Below are 22,467 nucleotides of genomic sequence, written 5' to 3'. Positions count from 1 at the left end.
ATTTTTCTAGGCCTTTGGTGAATCCAATGAAAAATTTGGGTAAATTATTTTTCAGCCCGATTTTCAGCGGGCTTTTCAGCACGGCGGGTGGTCAGGTTAATAAGCCGCCACAAACCCACGGCGGCAAGCGTAGACACGATGGCCACGGACAGCGCCGGTATGACCGCCAAGGTCCATTCGCGGCCTTCTACCTTCACCAAATCCGGGTTATCTTCGGCGTACTGCACCCATACTTGCTGGCCCTCGCCCAGGTCCGTGGGATAGAGCAAGCCTTGCCGCGGGGAATGATAAATCCCGTCGCTATCTTGGAAATCCACGGTGGTGCGCAGCGCGCCGACGTCCTTGACCGTAGCCAAGGCCCGGCTAGGCTGCGCGGAAATGGCGCGGTCATTAAGGAAGGGCCCTACCACCAGGCCCACCGAGCCCACGATCAGCGCCACATAGACGGCCAGCACGAGCTGGTGCAGCCGGCGCCGAAAAACCGCGGGCCTATAGCGCGGGGACACTTACTGGCCCACCTTCTGCGTGAGCTTATCCTGCAGCGCCCGGCGCGTAGCACGGGTGGTCTGCGCCTCCACGATGGTAATGCCAGTGGAGTATTCCTTGAGCTCTGCCAGGGTATCCAGCAGCTCCTGCGGGGTGGTCACCAGGCGGTAGTCTGCGTCATAAGCCTCTGCCAGCTTGCCGATGCCCACCCCATGCGGCGTTCCAAAGGCCGGCTCGAAGGCATCGCGAAGCGCGGGCGCGCCTTGCTCCAAGGTCTCGAAGATGCCGCCGCCATTGTCATTGGCCACCACGATGGTGAGGTTCTCCGGCCGCGGCTGGTCCTCCGGGATCAACAGCCCGTTCGCATCGTGCAGGAAGGTCACATCCCCTACCAGGGCCATCACGCGTGGGGCGCGCCAATTGGTGGGATCCAGCGATTGCGTGGCCAGGGCGACGCCAATGGCTTGGGACACGGTGCCATCGATGCCGGCCACCCCGCGCGGGGCGTAGGTATCCACGCCGTCAAAGGGCATACCAATGAGGGAGGCATCGCGCACCGGATTCGAGGCCCCCAACACCACCGTGTCATTGACCGCAAGCGTATCGCCTACCGCCGCCGCTACGTGCAGGCCGGTAAACCCGAGTTCTTCATCTTCCAGGGTTGCGCGCACGGCCTCGCCGGCCATGTCGGTCGCGCCCTGGCAAATCTTGAGCCACTCGCGGCTTGGCTCCCCGGTGGTCTTGACAGTGGTGCCAAGGCGCGCGTTATCCCCGCGCTGGTTGGTAAAGTCCGCCGTGCGCGAGAGCACCACGAGCTCGATATCCGGGTCATTCATCAGCGCGAGCACGCCGCGATGCAGCGTGGGATGGCCCACCACGATGACCTGCTCGACCTTGGTATTGACCACATAGTCATTCGCGGAAACCTGCGCCTTGCGGAAAATATGCGCCGCGGCCGGGTGCACGGGGTGGAACGGCCCCGGCGCGGAGGGCTCCGCGATGGTCGGCACGTCTTCTAAGCCCTCGACCTCCCAGGCCTCATCGCCGGCGATGACGAGGGTATTTTTGCTCAAGTCCACCGCGACCTCGCCGTGGTCATAAAACCGCGGGGTGGCCGCGCGGGTGCCATCGCCACTTACCCGTTCCGGCAGGCTATCTCCTACCAGGGGTGCGTCAAAGGCGATATTGATATGCACCTGGAGGTCGCGCTCAAACCGCTCCGCAAGGGCGGCGATATCCTCTGCCGCATTGACCTGGGTGGTATCCGCATAGACGCCGAAGATGCCATCTTGCACGATGGTTTGGGAGGCGCCAGTGCCGATCAACCGCTCCGGGCGGTCCGCGCTGATTATGGCCAGCGGGGTATGCGAATAGTGCGCCTCAACCACCGCGGGCAGCGTATTGGCCACGGCCGTGCCGGAGGTCATCACCACCCCGACGTGGCGGTGTTGCACGCGCGCCATGCCTAAGGCGGTAAACGCAGCGCCGCGCTCATCAATGCGCGTATGCACCCGGATATCCTCGCGCGCCAAGAGCGCAAGGGACAGCGGTGCGTTGCGGGATCCCGGGCACAGCACCACATCGGTAAGGTGGCGCGCTAATTGGGCGGCCACCTGTTCAGCCAGCTGCATCGATTCATTCATGCTGCCAGATTTTACCTACTGCGGCGCAGCGGCTGGCAATCGGCAAATGGCATTCCCGCCGCGCCTTGCCGTGCCGCGCCGCCGCCCTGCCTATATCCGGTACCGCTGGTTAGCCCTGCTGCTGGTTGCCGCTATTGCCAAAGAGATCCCGCAAGAGGCGCTCCACGTCGAGGTCATCGCCTTCTTCCAGGCGGTCCTGAATTTCCGGTGGCAGCTCGGTAGGAATATCTTCGGGGAGATCGTCTTGCAGGTTCGGCAGATTGCGCAAACGCTCAGAAATACCGGGTCCCGCATCCTCGGTTTCGGTCACCGTGGTGGGCACCTGCGTGGTCGTAGTTTCCGTCACCGGTTCTGGCGCCGGCTTATCGGCATCGCTCGCGGCATTGCGCCACAAGAAGAACAGGGCGCCCGCCGCCAAGATGGCAACCACGGCGATGGCGGCAAAGACCCCGGCCATCGCGCCGTTTTTCTTCTTTCCCCTACCGCGCTGATCCGGGTCATAGTCTGATGGCACCGGCTCATACTGCTGCTGGGCGTATTGTTGCTGGCCATACTGTTGTTGACCGTACTGCTGGCCATACTGCCCGCCGGGCTGCTGGTAGTTTTGTTGGTAATTCTGCTGGTAATCGGCGTTCGCGTCGAATTGCCGCGTCTCATTCTGCGGCTGCTGCGCGCCCGGGAAATACTGCTGTGGGCGCTGGTTGCGGGCGTTACCGGCCGCATTATCTGGGACGCGGCCTATCTGGCGCGTGGCATCCTCGGCCGGGCCAGACCACTGGCGGGTCTCGTCAGTGCCGCGGCCATCATCATGAGAGCCTTTTCGGCTATTGGAACCGTTTTCACCAAAGCCATTATTTGTCATGCCTACCAGATGTACATCATTTTCCTGTGAGATCCCAGGGAATCTCCCAGATGCCAGCGCCGAACCGAGGAAATGCTAGCTCTGACGCTGGCGCGCCCGCAGCGCCCGGCCGGTCGCGGTATCTTCCGCGGCCAGCTGGCTTGGGGTGGCATCCGCGATGATCTGCCCGCCGTCCGCACCGGCTCCGGGGCCCATCTCAATGATGCGGTCCGCGCTGGCCAAAACGTTGAGATCGTGCTCGATGACGATCACGGTATGCCCGGCATCGACAAGCTTGTGCAGCTCCGCATTGAGCAGGGCAATATCGGCCGGGTGCAGGCCCGTGGTGGGCTCGTCCAGCATGTAGACGGTGTGCCCGCGCCGCGAATTGCGGGAGCGCTGCAACTCCGTGGCGAGCTTGATGCGCTGCGCCTCGCCGCCGGAAAGCTCCGGCGCGCCTTGCCCCAAGCGGAGGTAGCCCAGGCCCACGGCCTGCAGCGTGGCGATGGCGCGGTGGATCTTTGGTTCCTCGGCAAAGAATTCGGCGGCCTCATCCACGGTAAGCTCCAGCACCTCTGCGATGCTGCGCCCATGCCAGGTCACCTCGAGGGTCTCATCGTTGAAGCGGGCGCCGCCACATTGCGGGCAGGTGGTATAGGACCCCGGCAAAAAGACCAGTTCTACCTCGATTTTTCCGGCGCCACCGCAGGTAGGGCACTGACCCTGCTTTACGTTGTAGGAAAAGCGCGAGACCGTCCACTTGCGCTCCTTGGCCTCCGGGGTGGAGGCAAAAAGCTTGCGCACGTTATCGAAAAGGCCGGTATAGGTGGCCAGCGTGGAACGCGGGGTGCGGCCAATGGGCTTTTGGGAAATCTGCACCAGCCGGGAGACCTTATCCAGGCCCTCTACCCCGGCAAGGGAGAATTCGTGGCCGCCCTCGTCTGCATCGTCTTTATCCTCATCCGCCACGGCGGTGGCGGATTCCTTGAGGGTTTCTGCCAGCACGGTGCTTACCAGCGTCGACTTGCCGGAACCCGATACACCGGCCACCGCGGTAAATTGCCCCAGGCCAAAGTCCACATCGAGCCCGTCGATGCTGCGCGCAGAAATGCCGTGGAGGCGGAGGTGGTTGGAGGGGGTACGGGGGGCATCGGCAAGCGCGAGCTCACGCTGCGCCAACGCGCGGGCGGTAGGGGTATCGGCGTCGTAGTCCTCGACCGGACCGGAATAGACCACCTTGCCGCCGCCCTCGCCGGCGTAGGGGCCAACGTCCACGAGCCAATCCGCCTGGGCCACCAGATCCATATCGTGTTCTACCAGCAGCACCGAATTGCCGGCGTCAATAAACCGGCGGCACATATCCAGCACAGCCCCGCGCTCATCGGGGTGCAGGCCGGCAGACGGCTCATCGAGCACATACGCCACGCCAAAGAGGCCAGAACGCAGCTGGGCGGCGAGCCGAATGCGCTGCAATTCGCCCGCCGAAAGGCTCTGGGTGGGCCGGTCCAGGCTGAGGTGCGCCAGCCCCAGCTCCAGGGCGGAGGTCAGCGCCGGCAACACCTGCTTGAGCAGCAGATCCTCAGCGGAGTTTTCCTCCGGTTCCTGCGCGCTGAGTACCTCGTAGACCCGATCCAGCGGCAGGGCACCCAGCTTATCGATGCTCATTCCCGCATACGTCACCTTGAGCGCCCGCGGGTTCAACCGGCGGCCGTGGCAGGTATCGCACTCGCGGGATTCCATGAAGGACAACGTGCGCTTGCGCAGCGATTCCGATTGGGTCTCCTGCAGCGTCTTGGTGAGGTAGCTGGCCACCGAGCGCCACGTGCCCTCATAATTGCGCTGGATCTGGTCCGCACCGCGCAGCGGTTTTACGGTGACCACGGGGCGTTCTTCTGTAAATAGGATCCAGTCGCGGTCTTCCTGCGGCAGGTCCTGCCAGGGCGAATCCAGGTCATAGCCTAAGTTCATGAGGATATCGTGGAAATTCTTCCCGGCCCATGCACCGGGCCAGGCCTTAATGGCGCCTTGCTCAATGGACAAGGTGGGATCGGGCACCATCGATTGCTCGGTGGGCTCGTGCACCACGCCCGCGCCCTGGCACTGCGGGCACATGCCCTCTGGGGTATTTGGTGAAAAGGCATCCGAGTAGAGCCCCTCAGGGTTATCCCCGGCGCGCGAGTACAACAAGCGCACGCTATTAGACAGTGCGGAGACCGTGCCCACCGTGGAGCGCGCCCCGCCGCCGGAGGTGGATTGCTGCAGCGCCACCGTGGGCGGCAAGCCCTCTACCTGGCTTACCTGTGGGTCCACCGCGGAGCTAATGAGCCGGCGCGCAAACGGCGCCACCGATTCCAGGTAGCGGCGCTGCCCTTCCCCGTGAATGGTGCCAAAGGCCAGGGAAGACTTTCCGGAACCGGAGACTCCCGTCACCGCCACGAGTTGGCCGCGCGGCATATCCACATCGACGTTGCGCAGGTTATGTAAGTGGGCATCGCGAACCTTGATTGTCATGACCACAATCCTACCCGCGCACCAGCTTCCTAAGGCAACGCTTCGGCCCGCCACCCCCGCCGCGCATTGCCTACCGATCTGTCTACCACTCAGCCCGCCCAAGAATTAATTTCACGCCTGCCCGGGGTGTTCCGGCTGGCGAGCGCGCCCTGCCACCGCGGAGCCACAGTGGATGCATATTTAGCCAGCGCCCCAACTGATAGACTTCATTGTCTATTATGACAATTCCGCTTGGTCTATAAGCTAGAAGGTAGGGCTCCGCGTTGACCGATAACACTTCATCCATCGCGCTGATTGGACTTGGCCCCCGCGGCATTTCCGTCCTCGAGCGCCTCGTGGCACAACTCAATACTGTGTCCCACCCACCAGAAAAGCTGACGCTGCACCTTATCGATGACGCGCAACACGGCGGCGGCAAGATTTGGGATATCAACCAGCCCAAATACCTGTGCATGAATACCTTCGCGCACGGCATGACGCTGTTTTCTGAGACCAACTCCACGGTGGAGGCCCCGGTGGTTGAAGGCCCCACCATCTACGAGTGGATACGCCTGACGCTTGGCGATGCCCACGTGTCCCCCGGCGCCCGCGATTACGTCGCCGCCCATCCGCTCGATCCGCAGGTGCTTGAAGAATTCGGCCGCGCAGAGCTGGAGAAATTGCGTCCCGAATCCTATTTGCCGCGCGCGCTCTACGGCCACTACATCCTGTGGGTCTTCCGCTCCGTCTTGCAGGACGTACCGGAGTGGGTTGAGGTCAAGCAACACCACGCCCGCGTGGTGGATATTGAATCCCGCGATGGCGCGGATGTTTTGCACCTCAATAACGACACCACTGTTGAGGCCGGCTCCACCTTGGCGGTCACCGGCTGGCAAAACCAAGGCTATACCGAAAACGAGCGGTGGATCTTAAAGACCTTGGAAGAAAACCCCAGCCTGCGCTGGATTCGCGCCGATAACCCCATTGACCAGGGTATTGACTCCATCAAGGACAACGAGAAGGTCCTCGTGCGCGGGCTTGGCATGGGCTTTTTCGATATCCTCATCCTGTCCACCGTGGGCCGCGGCGGCAAGTTCGTCGAGGATTCCTCCAAGCCTTGGGGCATGCGCTATGAGGCTACTGGTACCGAGCCCACCTTTGCGGCTGCTTCCCGGCGCGGCTATCCCTTCCTACCGCAATCCGATGAAGACTCCCTCCCACCGGCCGCGGAGATCCCGCGCCTAAAGAAGGTCGTTGCCGAGCTATCCCACCGCACGGGCGCGCGCTCCATCAACTATGACACCGAAGTGTGGCCTGCGGTCGCCCGCGATGCCTACCAGGCCTATATCGATACCCTCGCCCGCGTCGAGCCGGAGAGCCTGCGCGCCTCCCGCGAGGAGATCATCGCTGCGCTGGATGCCACCCCGGTAGATGCAGGCGTGGCCTATAACGGCCTGGCCCAGCTCGATGAGGTCATTGCGCGCCATACCACCAAGGATTTCAGCCTGCTGCGCTGGATGCACCTGCTTACGGAGGATTTTTCCAGCCAGCAGGAGCTCACCCAGCACATCGTGCAGAGCCTGTGCGAGGACCTGGCAGAGGCCCAAAAAGGCCCGGATAGTCCGGTGCGCGCCGCCCTGTGGTCGGTCGGTTTCTCCCGCAAACCCACCCAGGTCCTCGGCGCCGAGGGCCGCTATACCTTGGAGTCGCGCCACCACATGTTCGATAAGGCCATTTCCTTGGGCCAGACCACGTGCTCCGGCCCGCCACCCTTCCGCACGCAGCAATTGCTGGCGCTTGTCGATGCCGGCATCGTCAGCTTCGTCGGCGGCAACCCCGTCTTGGGCACGAATGCCGACGCCGGGGAATGGACCATCAGCTCCAGCGCCTCTGGCGGCAAGCGCATCCCGGGCACGACGCTTCTCGATGCCTGGGTGCACAAGCCCGATATCCGCCGCACCCCGCACGATTCCTTCATGCGCTCGCTTGTAGAATCCGGGCGCGTGCGCGCGTTTACGGAAACCGCAAGCGATGGCATCGAGGTGCCCACCGGCTCGCCTGCTGAGGACCCCGATACCCGCCAGGTCCACAACGCCGACGGCACGGTGGATAAGCGCCTGCACCTCGTGGGAATCCCCGCCCACGCCGAGTACCCGGATACCACCTTGGCCCCGCCCATTCCGGGCACCGATTCGTGGTTCATCCAGGAAGCCGATAAGGCCGCCGTGCACGCGGCACAGGTAGCACTCGCCGAGCAAACGTAGCTAGCAGCGAGGGGGCAGGCAACCGCCTGCCCATTACGCTGTTAGCAGTTCCGTTCAGAGGAGCCCAGGATTCATACTCCTAGCCCCATGCTGAGGCAGGTTATGTTTATCTGCGTTCGGACCTGACCCCCATTTGGTGGACACCTGATATCCAGCCCAGTCGGGCTGGCAAGATTGGTAATCTACCACCATGTCCAGGTACTCCGAACAGTTCAAACGCGATGCCGTGGCCCTCTATAAGGAACAATGAGGGCCTCTCGCTGAACTCAGCATTAGCCGAACTCGGCATCAACCGAGCCTCGCTACATTCTTGGGTCAAGAAATACGGCACGGGCAAACGTGCCCGCATAAAAGCCGTGCACGATAAAGCCCAGGAGACGACTGATTCTTAGCGAATCCGCCAGCTAGAAACAGAAGTCTCTAAACTGCGCGAAGAACGCGATATTCTGCGCAAGGCCGCGAAGTATTTTACCGAAGAGACTCACTGGTGATCCGCTTCCAGTTTGTCTATGACCACCGAACCGCATACTCGGTCAAGCGGATGTGCCACGTGTTAAAGCTGAATCGTTCCTCGTTTTACAAGTGGGTGAGCACCCGTAAAAAACGCAGGTTAAAGATGTGTTCCGATGCCCTTATTGGTGCAAGAATAAAGACCATCTTTGAAGTGTCCCAGGTTTTGTTCCGTTTGAGTAGATGGGAAAATCTGGAACATGCCAAGAAAATTTGACCAAGATGCAAACGACCGTGTGGTCCGTCTTGTAGAGGACCGCATCGTGGCGGAAAACATGTCAATGCGCCCCGCGTGCCAGGCAGTAGCTGCAAAGTTGGGGTTTCATGGCACACAGCTCGTCAATGGACTTAAGCCTGCCCGCCGTGCAGGAAACACCCCAGAACCTGTGTGTGAAGATTTGGCCGCCGAAAATGCCAGGCTACGCCGCGAAAATCACCAGCTACGCGATACTAATGAGCTGCTGAAGGCTGCCTCGGCTTTTTTCGCCTCATGACTCGACCCGAAACGTTAAGAAATGATCCGGTTCATCGATGAATACCGGAATCGTTTCTCTGCCCGAGTTCATTTGTAAGACGTTGAAAAATAGCCGAACTGGTGGGTTTATCACCCCGCGTGGTTATCGCCAGTCCAAAGCCCGAGGGGTTAAGTGCTCGTCGCCTTCGTGATGCTGTTCTAGTTGAACGCATTAGTGCTGTTCATCGGGATAATTACGGTGTTTACGGTGTGCGGAAAATGTGGCATGCTCTTCGCCGTGACGGAATCGATATCGGTCGTGAACAAACCGCCCGACTGATGCGCCTGGCCGGTGTTTCTGGCAAAGGCAAAGGCGGATCACCGATTACAACCCGAAAAGCTAACGTGCCTGATCTGCGCCCGGACTTGGTTGAGCGTGAGTTCAAAGCTCAAGGCCCAAATAAACTGTGGGTGGCCGACATTACGTATATGCGCACGAAGAAAGGCTTTGTGTACACCGCGTTTGTCACCGACGTTTACTCCCGACGGATCGTTGGGTGGGCGTTATCAGACTCGATGCGCACCGAAGCACTGCCGCTGCAAGCTCTCAACCAGGCGATCGTGTGTGCTGAAGAAACAACAGGTCTCATTCACCATTCGGATCACGGCTCACAGTACGTCAGCGTGGTCTACAACGAGCGACTTGCCCAGCACGGCATTATCGCTTCCACCGGGACTGTTGGTGATTCCTATGACAATGCTCTGGCTGAAAACGTTAACGGCCCCTCACAAGAGGTGAGTTGATTCATACCCGCAGGTGGGATGACGTTGTCGAGGTAGAAATCGCGACGTTCGAGTGGGTGTCATGGTGGAACGAGACAAGGCTCCACCAAAGCCTGGGATACCGAACCCCGGTCGAGGTCGAAACCGAATTTTGGAAGCAGAACCCGCCACAGGCAATAATGGAAAACAAGGCAAATGCCTAGGAACAAAACTCGGGGCACTTCACTTCCCGGCACAACAAGGTCAAATTTTTCTTGGCTACATTCCCGGAGTAGGGCCAGGGCCCATGGATCGGAAATGCTCCCGTCTTCGTTAGCTGAGATGGCATACGGCGGGTTAGCAGTAGCAACCTCTACGTCCCTTTTTTTGGCGCAGGGTTGCCACCAGATCGGCGCCACTTGAAGAATCATCAACTACTAATATTTTCATTTTTCCGTGTTCCCCACAGTGCTTGGCTTATGGTTATTGCCACAATGAGCATCAACAAAGTTAACTGAATTGGTTCGACTTGAGAGCCCAATGCCACCTCGGTAGCCATCACCACGGCCGGAAGGGCCGCGATGATCAGTGCCGAGATGAAAGGCGGCGCTAAGGTAATTCCCCACTGCAAGAGCAGGATAGGAAAAGTAATGCACATCACCGATAGCAGGACGATTGACAGGGTAGAGCCTCGAAGCATCTCCGCTTCCACGGAAAAGAAAGCCACGAGACCGCTAATAATCCAAGCTAAGTGAAACCTCACTGCTGCAATCGTGAGAACGCTGTTCCCTTGTTCAGTAGCCCAGCGCGAGGAGTAAAGCACTCCTACCGCAGAAATTCCTGCGCCTACAGCTAGAGCGAAACCCAGATAAGACTGGGGTGAACTGCTTCCCGTTCCTAGGAGGAAAAAACATAGAGCCAGAACCACTACTGCAGTTGTTGACACCAATGAACTGCTGAGCCTTCTGGCCGACCAAGTCATTATTACTGCGACAATAAAAGGGCCGACTCCTGTTTCGATGACACTTGCTGCAGTGGGCTGCATCAAAGTAGTGGAAACATAGAATAAGCAGAAAGCGCCCGCAGTAAACAGATTGAGGCTTGCTGCAGTTGTCATTTTCATGGGGGGATGCGGTGTTTCCGTAGCTCGGTATTTTCTACGATAAAACGCTAAATAGACCACTGTGGAGATAATCGCCGCGATAAGAAACGCTGAAAACGTAGTAAAAGTAGATAGCTCTGGGTCTACTTGGGCTCCGACTATCGCAGTGCCGATTCCTTGCCATAGGACAGCTAGGGCTACGATAACCGCCCCTACACCTAGTTTATTGGACTGGATCATAAAACCTTACCCTCAAAATCCGTAAAGTTAACTTAATAGGTGCTGTTGCAAAGTTGGGCGGAGAGCAGCGAAGACTCAGTTTCTCATTCCCTGATGGCCGCTGCGTGTGGGCGTTGTTAGGCCATCTCGAAGACCCGGTTGACGATCACCGCGTCCGGGTTCGGTTGCCCGTAGGCAAACATCGTACCTTGCCCTTTCCGCAATGAGTGCATCGCCTCCGTCCCTTTCAACGTCCGATATGCAGATGTCCGGTTCTTAAACGCGCCTTTCGGCCCGAGAATCCGCTTCAGCCGACCATGGTCGCCTTCCAGGATGTTGTTGAGGTATTTCACCTGCCGGTGTTCCACTGTTGGCGGGCAGATTCCCTCTGACTTCAACTCGGCGATTGCCCTGGCTAGGGAGGGTGATTTATCGGCGTTGATCACTCTGGGATACCCGGCTGACGCATTGGATCTGACGGCCTTGGCCAGGAAACGCTTCGCTGCGGCCACGTTCCGCTTCGGAGATAGGTAAAAGTCCAGGGTCTGGCCACCGGCGGTGATCGCCCGATAGAGGTAGCACCACCTGCCGCCGACCCGGATATAGATCTCATCCACCCGCCAGGAACTGGCCTGCCAGTCAGGTACCTGCCGGTACCACCGTGTTTGCTTTTCCAGCTCAGGGGCGTATTTCTGGACCCAGCGGTAGATCGTGGTGTGATCGACCGGCACGCCCGGCTCGGTCATCATTTCCTCCAGATCGCGGTAGCTCACCCCGTAGCGGCAGTACCACCGCACTGCCCGCAGAATGATGTCACGGGGAAATGACGACCGGAGAAGATACCCATGGCTGTGATTATTTCACCTCGCTCTTCCTACTGCCCCAACTTTGCAACAGCACCCAGCAACCTAAAGTCAACACACCCCCAACAAACCCACCCACGAAGTTGACAACCTATATAGGAACATCCTCTCGCTCTAGCCGTTTTCGAGCAGCCCAAGGAGCCGTTCGCGCAGCTCATTTTTGCGCTCCACCACCGCGGAGTCATCGCTACCGCTGCGCGGGCGGGGCAGCCCTACTTCGATGTCCTCGATGATGGTGGCCTCTGGCCCCGGCGACATGACCACAATGCGATCCGAGAGCAATACTGCCTCATCCACGTCGTGGGTGACCATGACCACCGTGCGGCGGTTTTCTTCCCACACATTTAGCAACAGCGACTGCAGCTGGCGGCGGGTAAGCGCATCCAATGCGCCGAAGGGCTCATCGAGCAATAAGATATCCGAGCCAATGGCAAAGGCACGCGCCAAACCGACGCGCTGTTGCATACCACCAGATAACCGCGACGGGCGCCTATCTGCCGCATGACCCAGACTGACCTCGTCGAGGAAGTCCTGTGCAATCTGGGTGCGCTCAGCCTTGGATAGCTCCGGGCGGGCCGATCGCAGCCCGAATTCGATATTCCCGCGCGCCGTCATCCAGGGCAGGAGCGCGTGATTTTGAAATACCACGCCGCGGTCAGGACCTGGGCCGGTCACGGCCTCTCCTCGCGCGCGCACCTCGCCGGTAGAGGGGAATGCCAGGCCCGCGATCATATTCAGCATGGTGGATTTGCCGGAGCCCGATGGCCCCAGCACGGACACGAACTCGCCTTCCCCAATGGATACTGAAGTTTCCCCAATGATCTTCGTTGGGCCGTAGCTTTTGGTAATACCAGCAAATTCGATATGGGCATTAGTCATAGCGCACCACTTTCTGCAGGGAGGCAACGAGGTAATCCAGAGCCAATCCGATGACACCGATTAAGACGATGACCACGACGATGGCATCAATATCGAGGCGGTTCCACATATTCCAGACAAAGAAGCCGACACCTTGCCCACCGACGAGCATTTCTGCGGCCACGATGACCAACCAGGCGGTGGATAGCGATTGTCGCATGCCGGTGATAATCCCCGGCAGCGCCGCCGGCCCGACGATATAGAGGAGCTGTTGCATCCGGTTCGTGCCGAGCGTGGCCGCCAGGTTCTTATACGTGGGGTGAATCCCGCGGACGGCCTCGATGGTATTGAGCAGCGTCGGCCACAAGGCGGAGAGGATGATGACGAAGACGGCGGTATTTTCGGCATCGCGAAGCAGCGCCAGTCCTAGTGGCAGCCATGCCAGCGGGGAGACGGGGCGCAGGATCTGGACAAAGGGATCGGTCGCGCGGCGGAAGGTGGCAGAAGATCCCAGCCAAAAGCCCAGCGGAATGGCTATCACCATGGCGATAGCAAAGCCAATGAGCACGCGGCGCAGGGAAGCCACCATGTGCCAAAAGATGCCCACCGAGGCCGGCCCATCCCGGTAGAAAGGATCAGAGAGGATCTCTACGGCCCTATCCCAGGTGCGCGCGGGGGTGGGGGCGATATCGGAAAGCCAGCCCGCAGCCGCGACCGCCTGCCAGATAGCGATGAAGGCAATGAAAAGCGCTATACCCAGGCCCATCGCCTTCCACAGGCTCTCCCGGCGCTTCTTCTTGCGGCCGGCGGTGCGGCGCGAATTGGGCGCTGCGGTGTGGGTGCCAGTGGAGTGCGCGGTGCTGGTGCTAGCGCTGTGATTTTTCAGTGTGGTCATAAGCGTGGGGGTCCTTAACGCTGGTATCCGGCGGTGGGGTGCAGGGGATCGAAGGTATGGCCGTTGATTTCCACTGGGTCCGTAGTGAGATCGGCCTCGCGCGGCAAAACGGATTTCGTGACATCTAGCAGCGCTTGGTCATCCATCGGCATTGCCTTTCCGCCCAGATCCCAGCGGGCCATTTGGGCGGCCATCCACGTAATTGCGGTGGCAGAGGTGCGGCCGCCGAACTTAATCATCTGTGGATCCACCATGTCCTTGCCGTCCCAGGTGGTGTAGTTTCCGGCCAGCGCCCGCGAGATCAGCTCTTCCTTCTGGTTCAGGTACTTCTCCTTGGCCAGCATGGAGGCCGATTCATGGACGTGGTGCGGGCTATCGACGTACTGCGCGCCTTCGTGCAGCGCCGCGACCACGCGGTCGCGCACGTCCCGGTCCACTTCCTTTGCCACGGCCACCGAGCAGCACGGGTGGTTATCCCACATCTGGCGGGTGGGAACAAAGGCGCGGCCCGAGCCGGTAGTCAGGGCGCGCTGGTTGAAGGGCTCTGGGCCAATGAAGCCGTCGATAGTACCTACCGAAAGTTGTGCCACCATATCGGCCGGGCGCAAGAGGCGCAGCTCCACATCGGAGACCGGATCGACCCCGCCGGCCACGAGGTAATCGCGCAACAAGAGGGCATGCACCGAATACTCAAAGGGGATGCCCAGCACCATGCCCTCGAGGTCCGCGGGCCGCGACACGGTATCCAGGTGGGAAGTGGACAAGGTCAGTGCCTGCCCATTGGTGTTTTGCGTAAAGGCCAACTCGGTAGGCCGGGAGGCATTGGTGGCACCGGCATCGATGGCCAGCGGCATGGGCGAGAGCATGTGCGCCACGTCTAAGGCGCCGGTGGCATAGGCGGTCCAGAGGTCTGCCCATCCCGCGAATTTACGCAGCTCAACGTTGAGGCCCTGCTTTGCGAAGGCGCCCAGGCCGTCGGCGGCGACCAGCGGGGACGCGCACGCGATGGGTACGAATCCGATGGTGAGGGTTTCCTCGCCCTGCCCGGATTGTCCAGACTGGGGCTTGTCCTCCTGCCGCGGCGTGGAACATGCGGATAGCACCTGCGAGCCTACTGCTACCCCGCCCATTGCCACTGCGCTGCGCAGTATCTGCCGTCGCGACAGCTTCCGATTGTGAACCATGCGTTCTTTCTTAACTAGACCAAGTGGTTTGTTCAGAACGAACCTAGGCTAGGCGCACTACGGTGTCAATTTCTAAATTCACAGGTCAGCAAATGCGGTGCACACATTTATATTCATTCTAGACCTGGCATTCTCTACAAAATAGACCTCTCGTTCTAGATTTATATTTGCCTTCGCGTTACCATGGCGCCATCAGTTAATAAACATCTGATACAAGGAGCAATTTAATGTCTGATCTCACCCCAAACCACAACGAAGGCGACGCTCTCGAGCCTATCGACGGCGAGAAGCTCAACGACCTAGCACAGAAGAACATCGACAACCCTGAGGGTGCCAAGAAGCACGTCCGCACCCACACCGAGGCTGACGGTTTCTTCCGCAATAACACCACCGTGCGCGACCACACCATCAAGGTGGGCGAGCCTTTGCCGCTGCTTGGCGATGACTCCGCCCCCAACCCCACCGAGGTCGCCCAGGCCGGTCTTGGCGCCTGCATCAACGTTGGCATCCAGGCCATCGCTCAGCACCGCGGCGTCACCCTGACCAAGCTGGAGCTCGACATCGTCGGCGACATCGACCTCTCCCCAACCTGGGGCGTTGGTGACTTGGGCGAGGACAAGCGCCCAGGCGTTTCCGACGTCAACGTTAAGGTCGACATCGACGGCGACGCCGACCAGGAAACCCTGCAGAAGATCGTGGACGACGCCATCAAGTGGTCCCCGGTTGTTAATACCTACACCCGCCCGGCCAACCTCACCCACGAGTTGGTCTAAGGTTTAGATAGATAAAAGCGCCTGGCAAGTGCCAGGCGCTTTTCTTATGCTTTAGGAGCGACTACAGGAATTGCCACGATTCCCGGAGGCGCCCGAACCACCACTCACGGCGGCTGGCCGGGGCGGCCAAGGAGGACAAACGGTCCGGTTCTGGGGCGAGGATCTCGGCGCGCAGGTGCCCGTCGTGTAGCTGGCGGGGCGCGGTGACATCTTCTTCGAAGAGGCTGCCCGTGGCAAGACCCGCTGCCGCCGGGGTGACGTCGATATCTTCGTCGTCATAGATTTGCGGCAACGCCGCCACTGCCGCCAAGCCCATATTGATGCCAATAGAAGTATCCAGCGCCGAGGCCACCGTAATATCCATGTGCCGTTCGCGCAGGTGTTGTGCCACGTCGAGGACGCGGCGCACCCCGCCCAGCGGCGCGGGTTTGACCACCGCCACATCGGCCGCCTGCAGATCCGCCACGCGGTATGGATCCTCCACCTTGCGAATGGATTCATCCGCGGCCACACGCACAAAAAGCCCGTTGCGCATGAGCTGCCTGCGCACCTCCACCAGTTCTTCCGCGCTCGCGCAGGGTTGTTCCATATAATCCAGCGGCATGAGCGCCTGGGCAGCCTCTACCGCCTCGGCCACGCTCCAGCCGCCATTGGCGTCTACGCGCAGCACCGGGACAACGCCGCGGGCGCTGACGTGATCGCGGACGGCCTGGACGCGCGCGATGTCATCGGCAAGCGTCTGGCCCTTCTCCGCCACCTTGATCTTGAACGTCCGGCAGCCGGGGTAGCGATCCACAATCGCCGGGACCTCACTGGCGGGAACGGCGGGAATGGTGGCATTGACCTCTACCCACTCGCGGACGGGTTTAGGAAACCCCTCGTAAGCGGCCTCCAGCCCGGCGCGCAGCCACGCGGCCGATTCCGCGGGCCCGTATTCCAGGAACGGCGCAAATTCACCCCAACCGGCAGGCCCATCAATAAGCAGTGCCTCCCGCGTGGTGATGCCGCGAAACTTCACGGCCAGTGGGAGGGAGACTACGTGGGCGCGGTCGAGAACGTCATCTATGTTCATAGAGCCATACTATCCGGCATTATTTACCCCTACCTAAGTTGGGATGGCCACAGTTGCTCATCGGAGCCACTCAGCAGGGTTAATATTTACCCCCAATAGGTGGATATATTCTGCCTGATCTACAAATGTTCCGGATAATAAGTTATATTCTTATATGAGAACTGAACCTTAGTAAGCGTCGGCTCGTTTCCGGCGTTGAATGCTCCAGCCGAACCTTCGGGTTCGGCTTTTCTTATATCTGAAAGGACTTTCCTCGTGTCCCTCTCCTACCGCGTTGGCATCGATGTTGGCACCTATTCTCTGGGATGCACCGCCATTGAAGTAGATGATAATGACCAGCCAGTCAATATCCTGAGCTCGGTATCGCTTATTCACGATTCTGGACTAGATCCAGACCAGCAAAAGCGGGCGGTAACGAGGCTTGCTTCTTCTGGCGTAGCTCGACGAACTCGTCGCCTTTATCGTCGCCGTCGTCGCCGCATGATAAATCTGGAAAAGTTTCTCACCTCCCAAGGATGGGAAACTCGCCCCTTTGAGCATTACTCCGATCCCTATCTCCCCTGGAACGCACGCGTTGCGTTGGTCAATGGATATATCTCCGACGATGCCCAACGAGGAATGTACCTCTCCATCGCTTTCCGCCATATAGCCAACCACCGTGGCTGGCGGAATCCGTACTGGAAAGTATCGAGCTTGTACTCTCCCGACAAACCGAGCGATGCCTTTGAACAGATCCGCAAAGAACTCGAGGAGTCCACTGGCCACAAGATTCCGGAAACCGTTACCGTTGGCCAGCTAATTTCCTTTGCGCAGTTTGGCAAGGACAGGCTGCGCGGTGGCGGGAAGAAAAAGGATGAAAAGAAACCACAGGAGCAGGTTAACCAAGCAGTAATCTCGGCTCGTCTTCATCAGATTGATCACGCTCGTGAAATCAACGAAATCTGCCGAGTGCAGAAAATTGATGACGCCCTCCGAAAGCAGATTTTGGATCTTGTTTTCGCCGCAGAATCTCCCAAGGGCGCACAAATTGGGCGCGTAGGAAAAGACCCGCTGCAACCAAAGCTACCCCGTGCTCTAAAAGCTTCGGACGCTTTTCAGCAATACCGAATCGTCGCTTTGGCTGGAAACCTGCGTATCTACCGCGACGGTGTTTCTACTCCTCTCGACCGAGACGAAAAACTCATCGTCTTTAACTACCTGATCAACCTCTCGCATAAAGAGGAGCCGTCGTGGCTCAAAGTTGCCGAGGTCTTAAACATCGACAGAGGCCAGCTCCACGGCACTGCCACGATGACCGATGATGGTGAACGCGCCGGAGCTGCACCCCCGGTGCACGATACCAACAGAACTATCCTGGGGTGCAAGATAAAACCCCTCGTGCACTGGTGGGAAGGCGCCAACGACGATGAGCGTGCTGCGATGCTGAAGGCCCTATCCAACTCCGAGGTGGAAGACTTCGACTCCCCAGCCGGAGCACAAACTCAAGCATTCTTCGCCAATTTAGATGAATCTGAACAAGAGAAACTAGATTCCCTTCACCTCCCAATTGGGCGTGCTGCCTACAGCGAAGACACCTTGATGCGTCTGACTAGCCGAATGCTCGACGAAAATTTGGATCTTTATGAAGCCCGCCTAGCTGAGTTTGATATCCCCAAAGACTGGGCACCTCCCGCGCCTCGAATTGGTGAACCCGTTGGCAATCCAGCCGTAGACCGTGTCCTTAAAGGAGTGGCACGGTGGTTAGAAGCTGCAGCAGATGAATGGGGCGCTCCCAAATCTGTGGTGATCGAGCACGTTCGCGATGGCTTCATTAGCAAATCCAAAGCCAATGAAATTGACCGAGCTAACAACGCCCGCCACAAGCGGAACCGAGAGCTCTTCAAGCAAATGCAGGAAAACCTAGGAATCGACGGAAAACTGCGCAGTTCGGATTTGTGGCGCTACCAATCCGTGCAAAGACAGAACTGCCAATGCGCGTACTGCGGTTCTCCTATTACCTACACAACCTGCGAGATGGACCATATTGTTCCGCGTGCGGGCGAAGGCTCTACAAATACCAGGGACAACTTGGTTGCCACCTGTCATCGCTGCAACTTGGCAAAAAAGAACATTCCTTTTGCTGTGTGGGCTGCGCAAACCAATATTCCAGGCGTCAGCGTCAAAGAGGCACTTGATAGGACACGACACTGGTCAGAAGACTCCGGAATGACTTCAAAAGACTTCAAGAAATTCCGCAAGAACGTCTGCGACCGGTTAAAACGCACCGTTGTCGATGAACCTTTAGATGCTCGTTCCATGGAATCAGTAGCGTGGATGGCAAATGAGCTGCGCGGCCGAGTGGCGCAACGGTTCCAGGAAGAAAATACTGTGGTCAACGTCTACCGTGGTGAGCTTACTGCAGAAGCGCGCCGAGCTGCAGGTATCTCCGACAAGCTACGGTTTATTGACGGAACTGGAAAGTCCCGACTCGACCGACGTCACCATGCAGTCGATGCGGCAGTCGTTGCGTTTACCCAAAACTATGTCGCGGAAACCCTAGCCATTCGTTCCAATAAAAAGCGTGAAGCTCAGCTTCTACAGGCTGCCGAACAATGGAAAGAATTCACCGGATCCGATGCAGAGCACCGCGCTGCGTGGAATGCTTGGCTTCCCAAAATGCAAAAACTGGCTGTCCTGCTGCAAAAGGCACTGGATGAAGATCGCATCGCCGTCACCTCCAACTTGCGTTTACGCCTAGGAAATGGGCGTGCACACGAAGATAGCATTGGCGAATTGAAGACCATCCGAGTCGGCGACGCCATCTCCGTCACCGATATCGACCGTGCCTCTAGTGAAGCTTTGTGGTGTGCGCTTACCCGAGAACCGGACTTCGATGAAAATAACGGACTTCCAGAAAACCCAGATCGACGGATCCGCATTCACGGTACTTGGTATGACGCAGAAGATGACATTGAAGTCTTCCCTGTAGGTGCGGGAGCCATCAAGGTTCGTGGCGGCTATGCCGAGCTGAGCCGCTTCCACCATGCACGCATTTACAAGATTCCCGGTAAGAAAGCGCCGGTTTACTGCATGCTTCGCGTCTATAACGCCGATCTCATTCGACACCGTCACGAAGACCTGTTTTCTGTTGAAATCAAGCCGCAAACCATGTCTGTCCGACAAGCAGAACCAAAGCTGCGAAAGGCACTGGCAGAAAATACAGCAGAGTACCTAGGTTGGCTCGTCACCGATGACGAGCTGGTCATTGATACGTCTAACTTCAATACCGGCCAAATCGCGGAGATGCAAAGCGAGCTCGGTCAAGTCCGACGTTGGCGGTTGGACGGATTTTACTCCCCATCCACGTTAAGGCTCCGACCACTCCAAATGAGCGCAGAAGGTCTGCGTGAAGATACTTCGATAGGTGCTAAGAAGATTATTGACCGACCAGGTTGGCTGCCTGCTATAAATAAGCTCTTTGGTGAGGGACACGTTACGGTGGTAAGGCGTGATGCTTTGGGCAGAGCAAGGCTCACCAGCAATGCGCACCTTCCAATCTCGTGGAAGGCGGAGTAAGAAAATGAATGCTGGATGGCGAGTAATAGACTGTCTAAATCTTCACGGTTCACTTCGATATTCTCGGGGCCAACTCGTCATCAGCAAGGTCGATGCCGACGATGTCGCTATACCCCTATCCCAAATTGCAGTAGTTCTGATCGGATCCAAGAGCTCAATCAGTGGTGCCGTGCTTCAGAAGTTTGGTGACTATGACATCGCATTATTAGTTTGCGATTGGCGGGGCGTTCCAGTGTCTGGGGCCTACCCATGGAATCAGCACTCACGGTTGGGTGCACGACAGCAAGCACAAGCGCAGCTCTCTGTTCCTAAAAAGAAACAGGCCTGGACTCGGATAGTCGCTGCCAAAATCCACGGTCAGGCGTCCGTATTGAAAGCTCTACAAAAGAACGGTGCCAATGAACTGGTTAAACTATCTCGCACTGTAAAGTCCGGGGATCCCGAGAATCGGGAGGCTCAAGCAGCCCGAAAATACTGGTCCTGCTTATCGCATGACCAAGCATTCTCGCGCTTACCCGGTGCCGGCGATCCTGGTTGGAATTCCGCATTGGATTACGGCTACACGCTTTTGCGTGGCTATGGGATTCGTGCCATCGCCGGTGCTGGACTCTCTGGAACACTCGGTGTGTTTCATCATGGCCGTGGAAATAACTGGGCTCTTGTGGACGATCTCATGGAACCCTTCCGCCCCATGGTGGACCAGATCGTATTCACAACCATCAACTATGGAGATGAATTAGCTGCTTCTCAAAAGACAGCAATTTCCACTGCTCTAACTTGGGCCTTCGAAGCTGATGGAAAATCATTAAGCACCGTTTTTAATGAATTTGGCCAGCACTATGGCCTGTATGTCGAGGGAGCAGTTCGTGATCTAAGCGTACCCCGTTGGGAAGGAATCCTCGATGCCAGCGAAGGATAGTGAACCAATGTGGTGTGTGGTGATGTTCGATCTGCCTGTTAAATCTAAGAAACAAACTAGTGAAGCGAACAAATTCCGAAACCATCTCTTAGATCTCGGATTCTGCAGGTCTCAACTAAGCGTTTATGTCCAGTACTTCCCACTGTCTTCTAGAATCGCTTCGACCGTCAAACAAATAAAGACAGCTCTCCCAGAAGGTGGCGACATCAGGATAATTTCCGTCACTGATAATCAGTGGGCAAAAGCCATCAGATTTTCTAAGGCAGAGCCCGCTGGAGTAGAGGAAAAACCGTCCCAACTCGTAATTTTTTGAAGCAGGATCACCAATAAACTCCAGTTAAACGGCCTTTTTTGGGCCGCACTGGAAGTCTATCAGGGGTAATGAGAACTGAACCCCAGCATGTTCCTAGCATGATTTACTTTCCTTTGAAGTCTATCAGGGGTAATGAGAACTGAACCCCAGCCTTAGAGCAAGCACTATCTCGCGGGGTGGAAGTCTATCAGGGGTAATGAGAACTGAACCCCAGCCTCTTGTTGAGAGGCTTCCTGTCGGTGGGGAAGTCTATCAGGGGTAATGAGAACTGAACCCCAGCGCGAGGAGGAAATAAGACATTTACTTGAGAAGTCTATCAGGGGTAATGAGAACTGAACCCCAGCTGTACTTAGTACCTTACAGTACCTTTATGAAGTCTATCAGGGGTAATGAGAACTGAACCCCAGCCAAGAAATGGACGTTATCCCGGGTTACCGAAGTCTATCAGGGGTAATGAGAACTGAACCCCAGCAGACTGGGATTGGATTAGCGGCGCTGAGGAAGTCTATCAGGGGTAATGAGAACTGAACCCCAGCGTACCTCCAGCTTGTCGGGGGCGCGGCCGAAGTCTATCAGGGGTAATGAGAACTGAACCCCAGTCACCTCCCTCCTGCTACCTCCGGTTCGCGAAGTCTATCAGGGGTAATGAGAACTAAGCTCTGACTGGGAGAGCCACAAGCGATACGTTCACAGCTTCACTTTTGTGTCTCAGCCCCATTGACCCCAGCCCCCACCCCGGCTAGGTTGGTTCCTACCTACCCTGAAGGAGGAACCATGTTACTGGCAGAGGCATTAGCAGAGCGCGCGCAGGCGCAGGATCGGCTCAATGAGCTGCGCGAGCGCCTGCTCTCCGTCGTGCGCGTGCAGGAGGGCGATACCCCGGACGAGGATCCGGCCGAGCTTTTGCGCGAGTTGGAGGGCATTACTGGGCGCATCGATAAGCTCGTGCAGGCCATCAATGCCACAAACGTGGCCACTGATTTTGATGGCGAGAAGAACTTGATGCAGGCACTGGCGCTTCGCGATGGCCTCGTGCGCACCCGCCGCATCTACCACGACCTCGCCCAGGCCGCGGGCGCGCGCCAGGATCGCTACTCCCGCGCGGAGATTAAGTTCGTGGCCACGCTGCCGGTAGCAGAACTGCGCAAACGGGTCGATGACCTGTCCAAGCAGTACCGGGAGCTTGATACCCGCATCCAGCAGTTGAACTGGAATACGGAACTGATAACTTCATAGCGAAGCTTTAGTCATGCCACGCCGCGCG

General features: G+C 58.1%; 15 protein-coding genes, 2 pseudogenes and 1 CRISPR repeat array. Of the genes and pseudogenes, 7 read left to right on the top strand and 10 right to left on the bottom strand.

Annotation, left to right across the window (positions count from 1 at the left end):
• Positions 1–44 precede the first annotated feature (44 nt).
• The 4 genes from CACC_RS01850 to CACC_RS01835 all read right to left on the bottom strand — a co-directional run bounded on the left by CACC_RS01850 (position 45) and on the right by CACC_RS01835 (position 5,481).
• The gene (locus CACC_RS01850) at positions 45–506 is read right to left on the bottom strand and encodes a DUF3592 domain-containing protein (RefSeq protein ID WP_005276804.1); all 462 of its coding nucleotides are present in this window, start codon (positions 504–506) and stop codon (positions 45–47) included.
• Positions 507–2,129 carry a 2-succinyl-5-enolpyruvyl-6-hydroxy-3-cyclohexene-1-carboxylic-acid synthase gene (menD, locus tag CACC_RS01845; protein WP_005276802.1) on the bottom strand — a complete coding sequence of 541 codons (1,623 nt, stop codon included), beginning with the start codon at positions 2,127–2,129 and terminating at the stop codon, positions 507–509.
• Between the two features lie 109 nt (positions 2,130–2,238).
• Positions 2,239–2,991, bottom strand: coding sequence for a hypothetical protein (locus tag CACC_RS01840; RefSeq protein ID WP_005276800.1), 753 nt, complete (start codon positions 2,989–2,991; stop codon positions 2,239–2,241).
• Positions 2,992–3,066: 75 nt separating this feature from the next.
• Positions 3,067–5,481 (bottom strand): excinuclease ABC subunit UvrA, encoded by a 2,415-nt coding sequence (locus CACC_RS01835; protein ID WP_005276799.1) that lies wholly within the window; start codon positions 5,479–5,481, stop codon positions 3,067–3,069.
• 263 nt (positions 5,482–5,744) lie between these two features.
• On the opposite strand from CACC_RS01835, the gene CACC_RS01830 reads away from it, so the two are divergent.
• Together CACC_RS01830 and CACC_RS11735 are read left to right on the top strand one after the other, a co-directional pair.
• Positions 5,745–7,724: an FAD/NAD(P)-binding protein gene (locus CACC_RS01830; RefSeq protein WP_005276798.1), complete on the top strand. Its 1,980-nt coding sequence runs from the start codon at positions 5,745–5,747 to the stop codon at positions 7,722–7,724.
• A gap of 710 nt (positions 7,725–8,434) precedes the next feature.
• Positions 8,435–9,674 (top strand): annotated as a pseudogene (locus CACC_RS11735) (IS3 family transposase).
• A gap of 206 nt (positions 9,675–9,880) precedes the next feature.
• Here the strand turns inward: CACC_RS11735 and CACC_RS01815 are convergent.
• From CACC_RS01815 to CACC_RS01795, 5 genes and pseudogenes are all read right to left on the bottom strand, one after another.
• Positions 9,881–10,792, bottom strand: coding sequence for a hypothetical protein (locus tag CACC_RS01815; RefSeq protein ID WP_244262127.1), 912 nt, complete (start codon positions 10,790–10,792; stop codon positions 9,881–9,883).
• 116 nt (positions 10,793–10,908) lie between these two features.
• A pseudogene (locus tag CACC_RS01810) lies at positions 10,909–11,618 on the bottom strand (IS6 family transposase).
• Positions 11,619–11,748: 130 nt separating this feature from the next.
• Positions 11,749–12,513 carry an ABC transporter ATP-binding protein gene (locus CACC_RS01805; protein WP_005276779.1) on the bottom strand — a complete coding sequence of 255 codons (765 nt, stop codon included), beginning with the start codon at positions 12,511–12,513 and terminating at the stop codon, positions 11,749–11,751.
• Positions 12,506–13,387 carry an ABC transporter permease gene (locus tag CACC_RS01800; protein ID WP_005276778.1) on the bottom strand — a complete coding sequence of 294 codons (882 nt, stop codon included), beginning with the start codon at positions 13,385–13,387 and terminating at the stop codon, positions 12,506–12,508. Before CACC_RS01800 ends, CACC_RS01805 begins: the two co-directional genes overlap by 8 nt.
• Before the next feature lie 14 nt (positions 13,388–13,401).
• Positions 13,402–14,571 carry an ABC transporter substrate-binding protein gene (locus CACC_RS01795; protein WP_005276777.1) on the bottom strand — a complete coding sequence of 390 codons (1,170 nt, stop codon included), beginning with the start codon at positions 14,569–14,571 and terminating at the stop codon, positions 13,402–13,404.
• A gap of 227 nt (positions 14,572–14,798) precedes the next feature.
• Between CACC_RS01795 and CACC_RS01790 the strand changes: the two genes are divergently transcribed.
• A complete protein-coding gene (locus CACC_RS01790; RefSeq protein ID WP_005276776.1) occupies positions 14,799–15,344 on the top strand; it encodes an OsmC family protein in 546 nt (181 codons plus the stop codon).
• 61 nt (positions 15,345–15,405) lie between these two features.
• On the opposite strand, the gene CACC_RS01785 is transcribed toward CACC_RS01790, so the two are convergent.
• Positions 15,406–16,416, bottom strand: a complete 1,011-nt coding sequence (locus CACC_RS01785; protein ID WP_005276775.1) for an o-succinylbenzoate synthase — start codon at positions 16,414–16,416, stop codon at positions 15,406–15,408.
• Positions 16,417–16,671: 255 nt separating this feature from the next.
• Between CACC_RS01785 and cas9 the strand changes: the two genes are divergently transcribed.
• The 4 genes from cas9 to CACC_RS01765 all read left to right on the top strand — a co-directional run bounded on the left by cas9 (position 16,672) and on the right by CACC_RS01765 (position 22,439).
• A complete protein-coding gene (gene cas9 / locus CACC_RS01780) occupies positions 16,672–19,971 on the top strand; it encodes a type II CRISPR RNA-guided endonuclease Cas9 (protein ID WP_005276774.1) in 3,300 nt (1,099 codons plus the stop codon).
• A gap of 4 nt (positions 19,972–19,975) precedes the next feature.
• The gene (gene cas1 / locus CACC_RS01775) at positions 19,976–20,890 is read left to right on the top strand and encodes a type II CRISPR-associated endonuclease Cas1 (RefSeq protein WP_023016676.1); all 915 of its coding nucleotides are present in this window, start codon (positions 19,976–19,978) and stop codon (positions 20,888–20,890) included.
• Complete coding sequence (cas2, locus tag CACC_RS01770) at positions 20,874–21,203, top strand: CRISPR-associated endonuclease Cas2 (protein WP_034653398.1); 330 nt, start codon at positions 20,874–20,876, stop codon at positions 21,201–21,203. The genes cas1 and cas2 overlap by 17 nt, the downstream gene beginning before the upstream one ends.
• A gap of 51 nt (positions 21,204–21,254) precedes the next feature.
• A CRISPR array of direct repeats spans positions 21,255–21,867; the repeat unit is 36 nt; unit sequence GAAGTCTATCAGGGGTAATGAGAACTGAACCCCAGC.
• Positions 21,868–21,977: 110 nt separating this feature from the next.
• Complete coding sequence (locus CACC_RS01765; protein ID WP_005276772.1) at positions 21,978–22,439, top strand: DIP1984 family protein; 462 nt, start codon at positions 21,978–21,980, stop codon at positions 22,437–22,439.
• Positions 22,440–22,467: the final 28 nt, after the last annotated feature.

Origin of the sequence: Corynebacterium accolens (assembly GCF_023520795.1) — a bacterium.
Lineage (GTDB): Bacteria > Actinomycetota > Actinomycetes > Mycobacteriales > Mycobacteriaceae > Corynebacterium > Corynebacterium accolens.
This window is presented reverse-complemented; position numbering and strand designations above follow the sequence as displayed.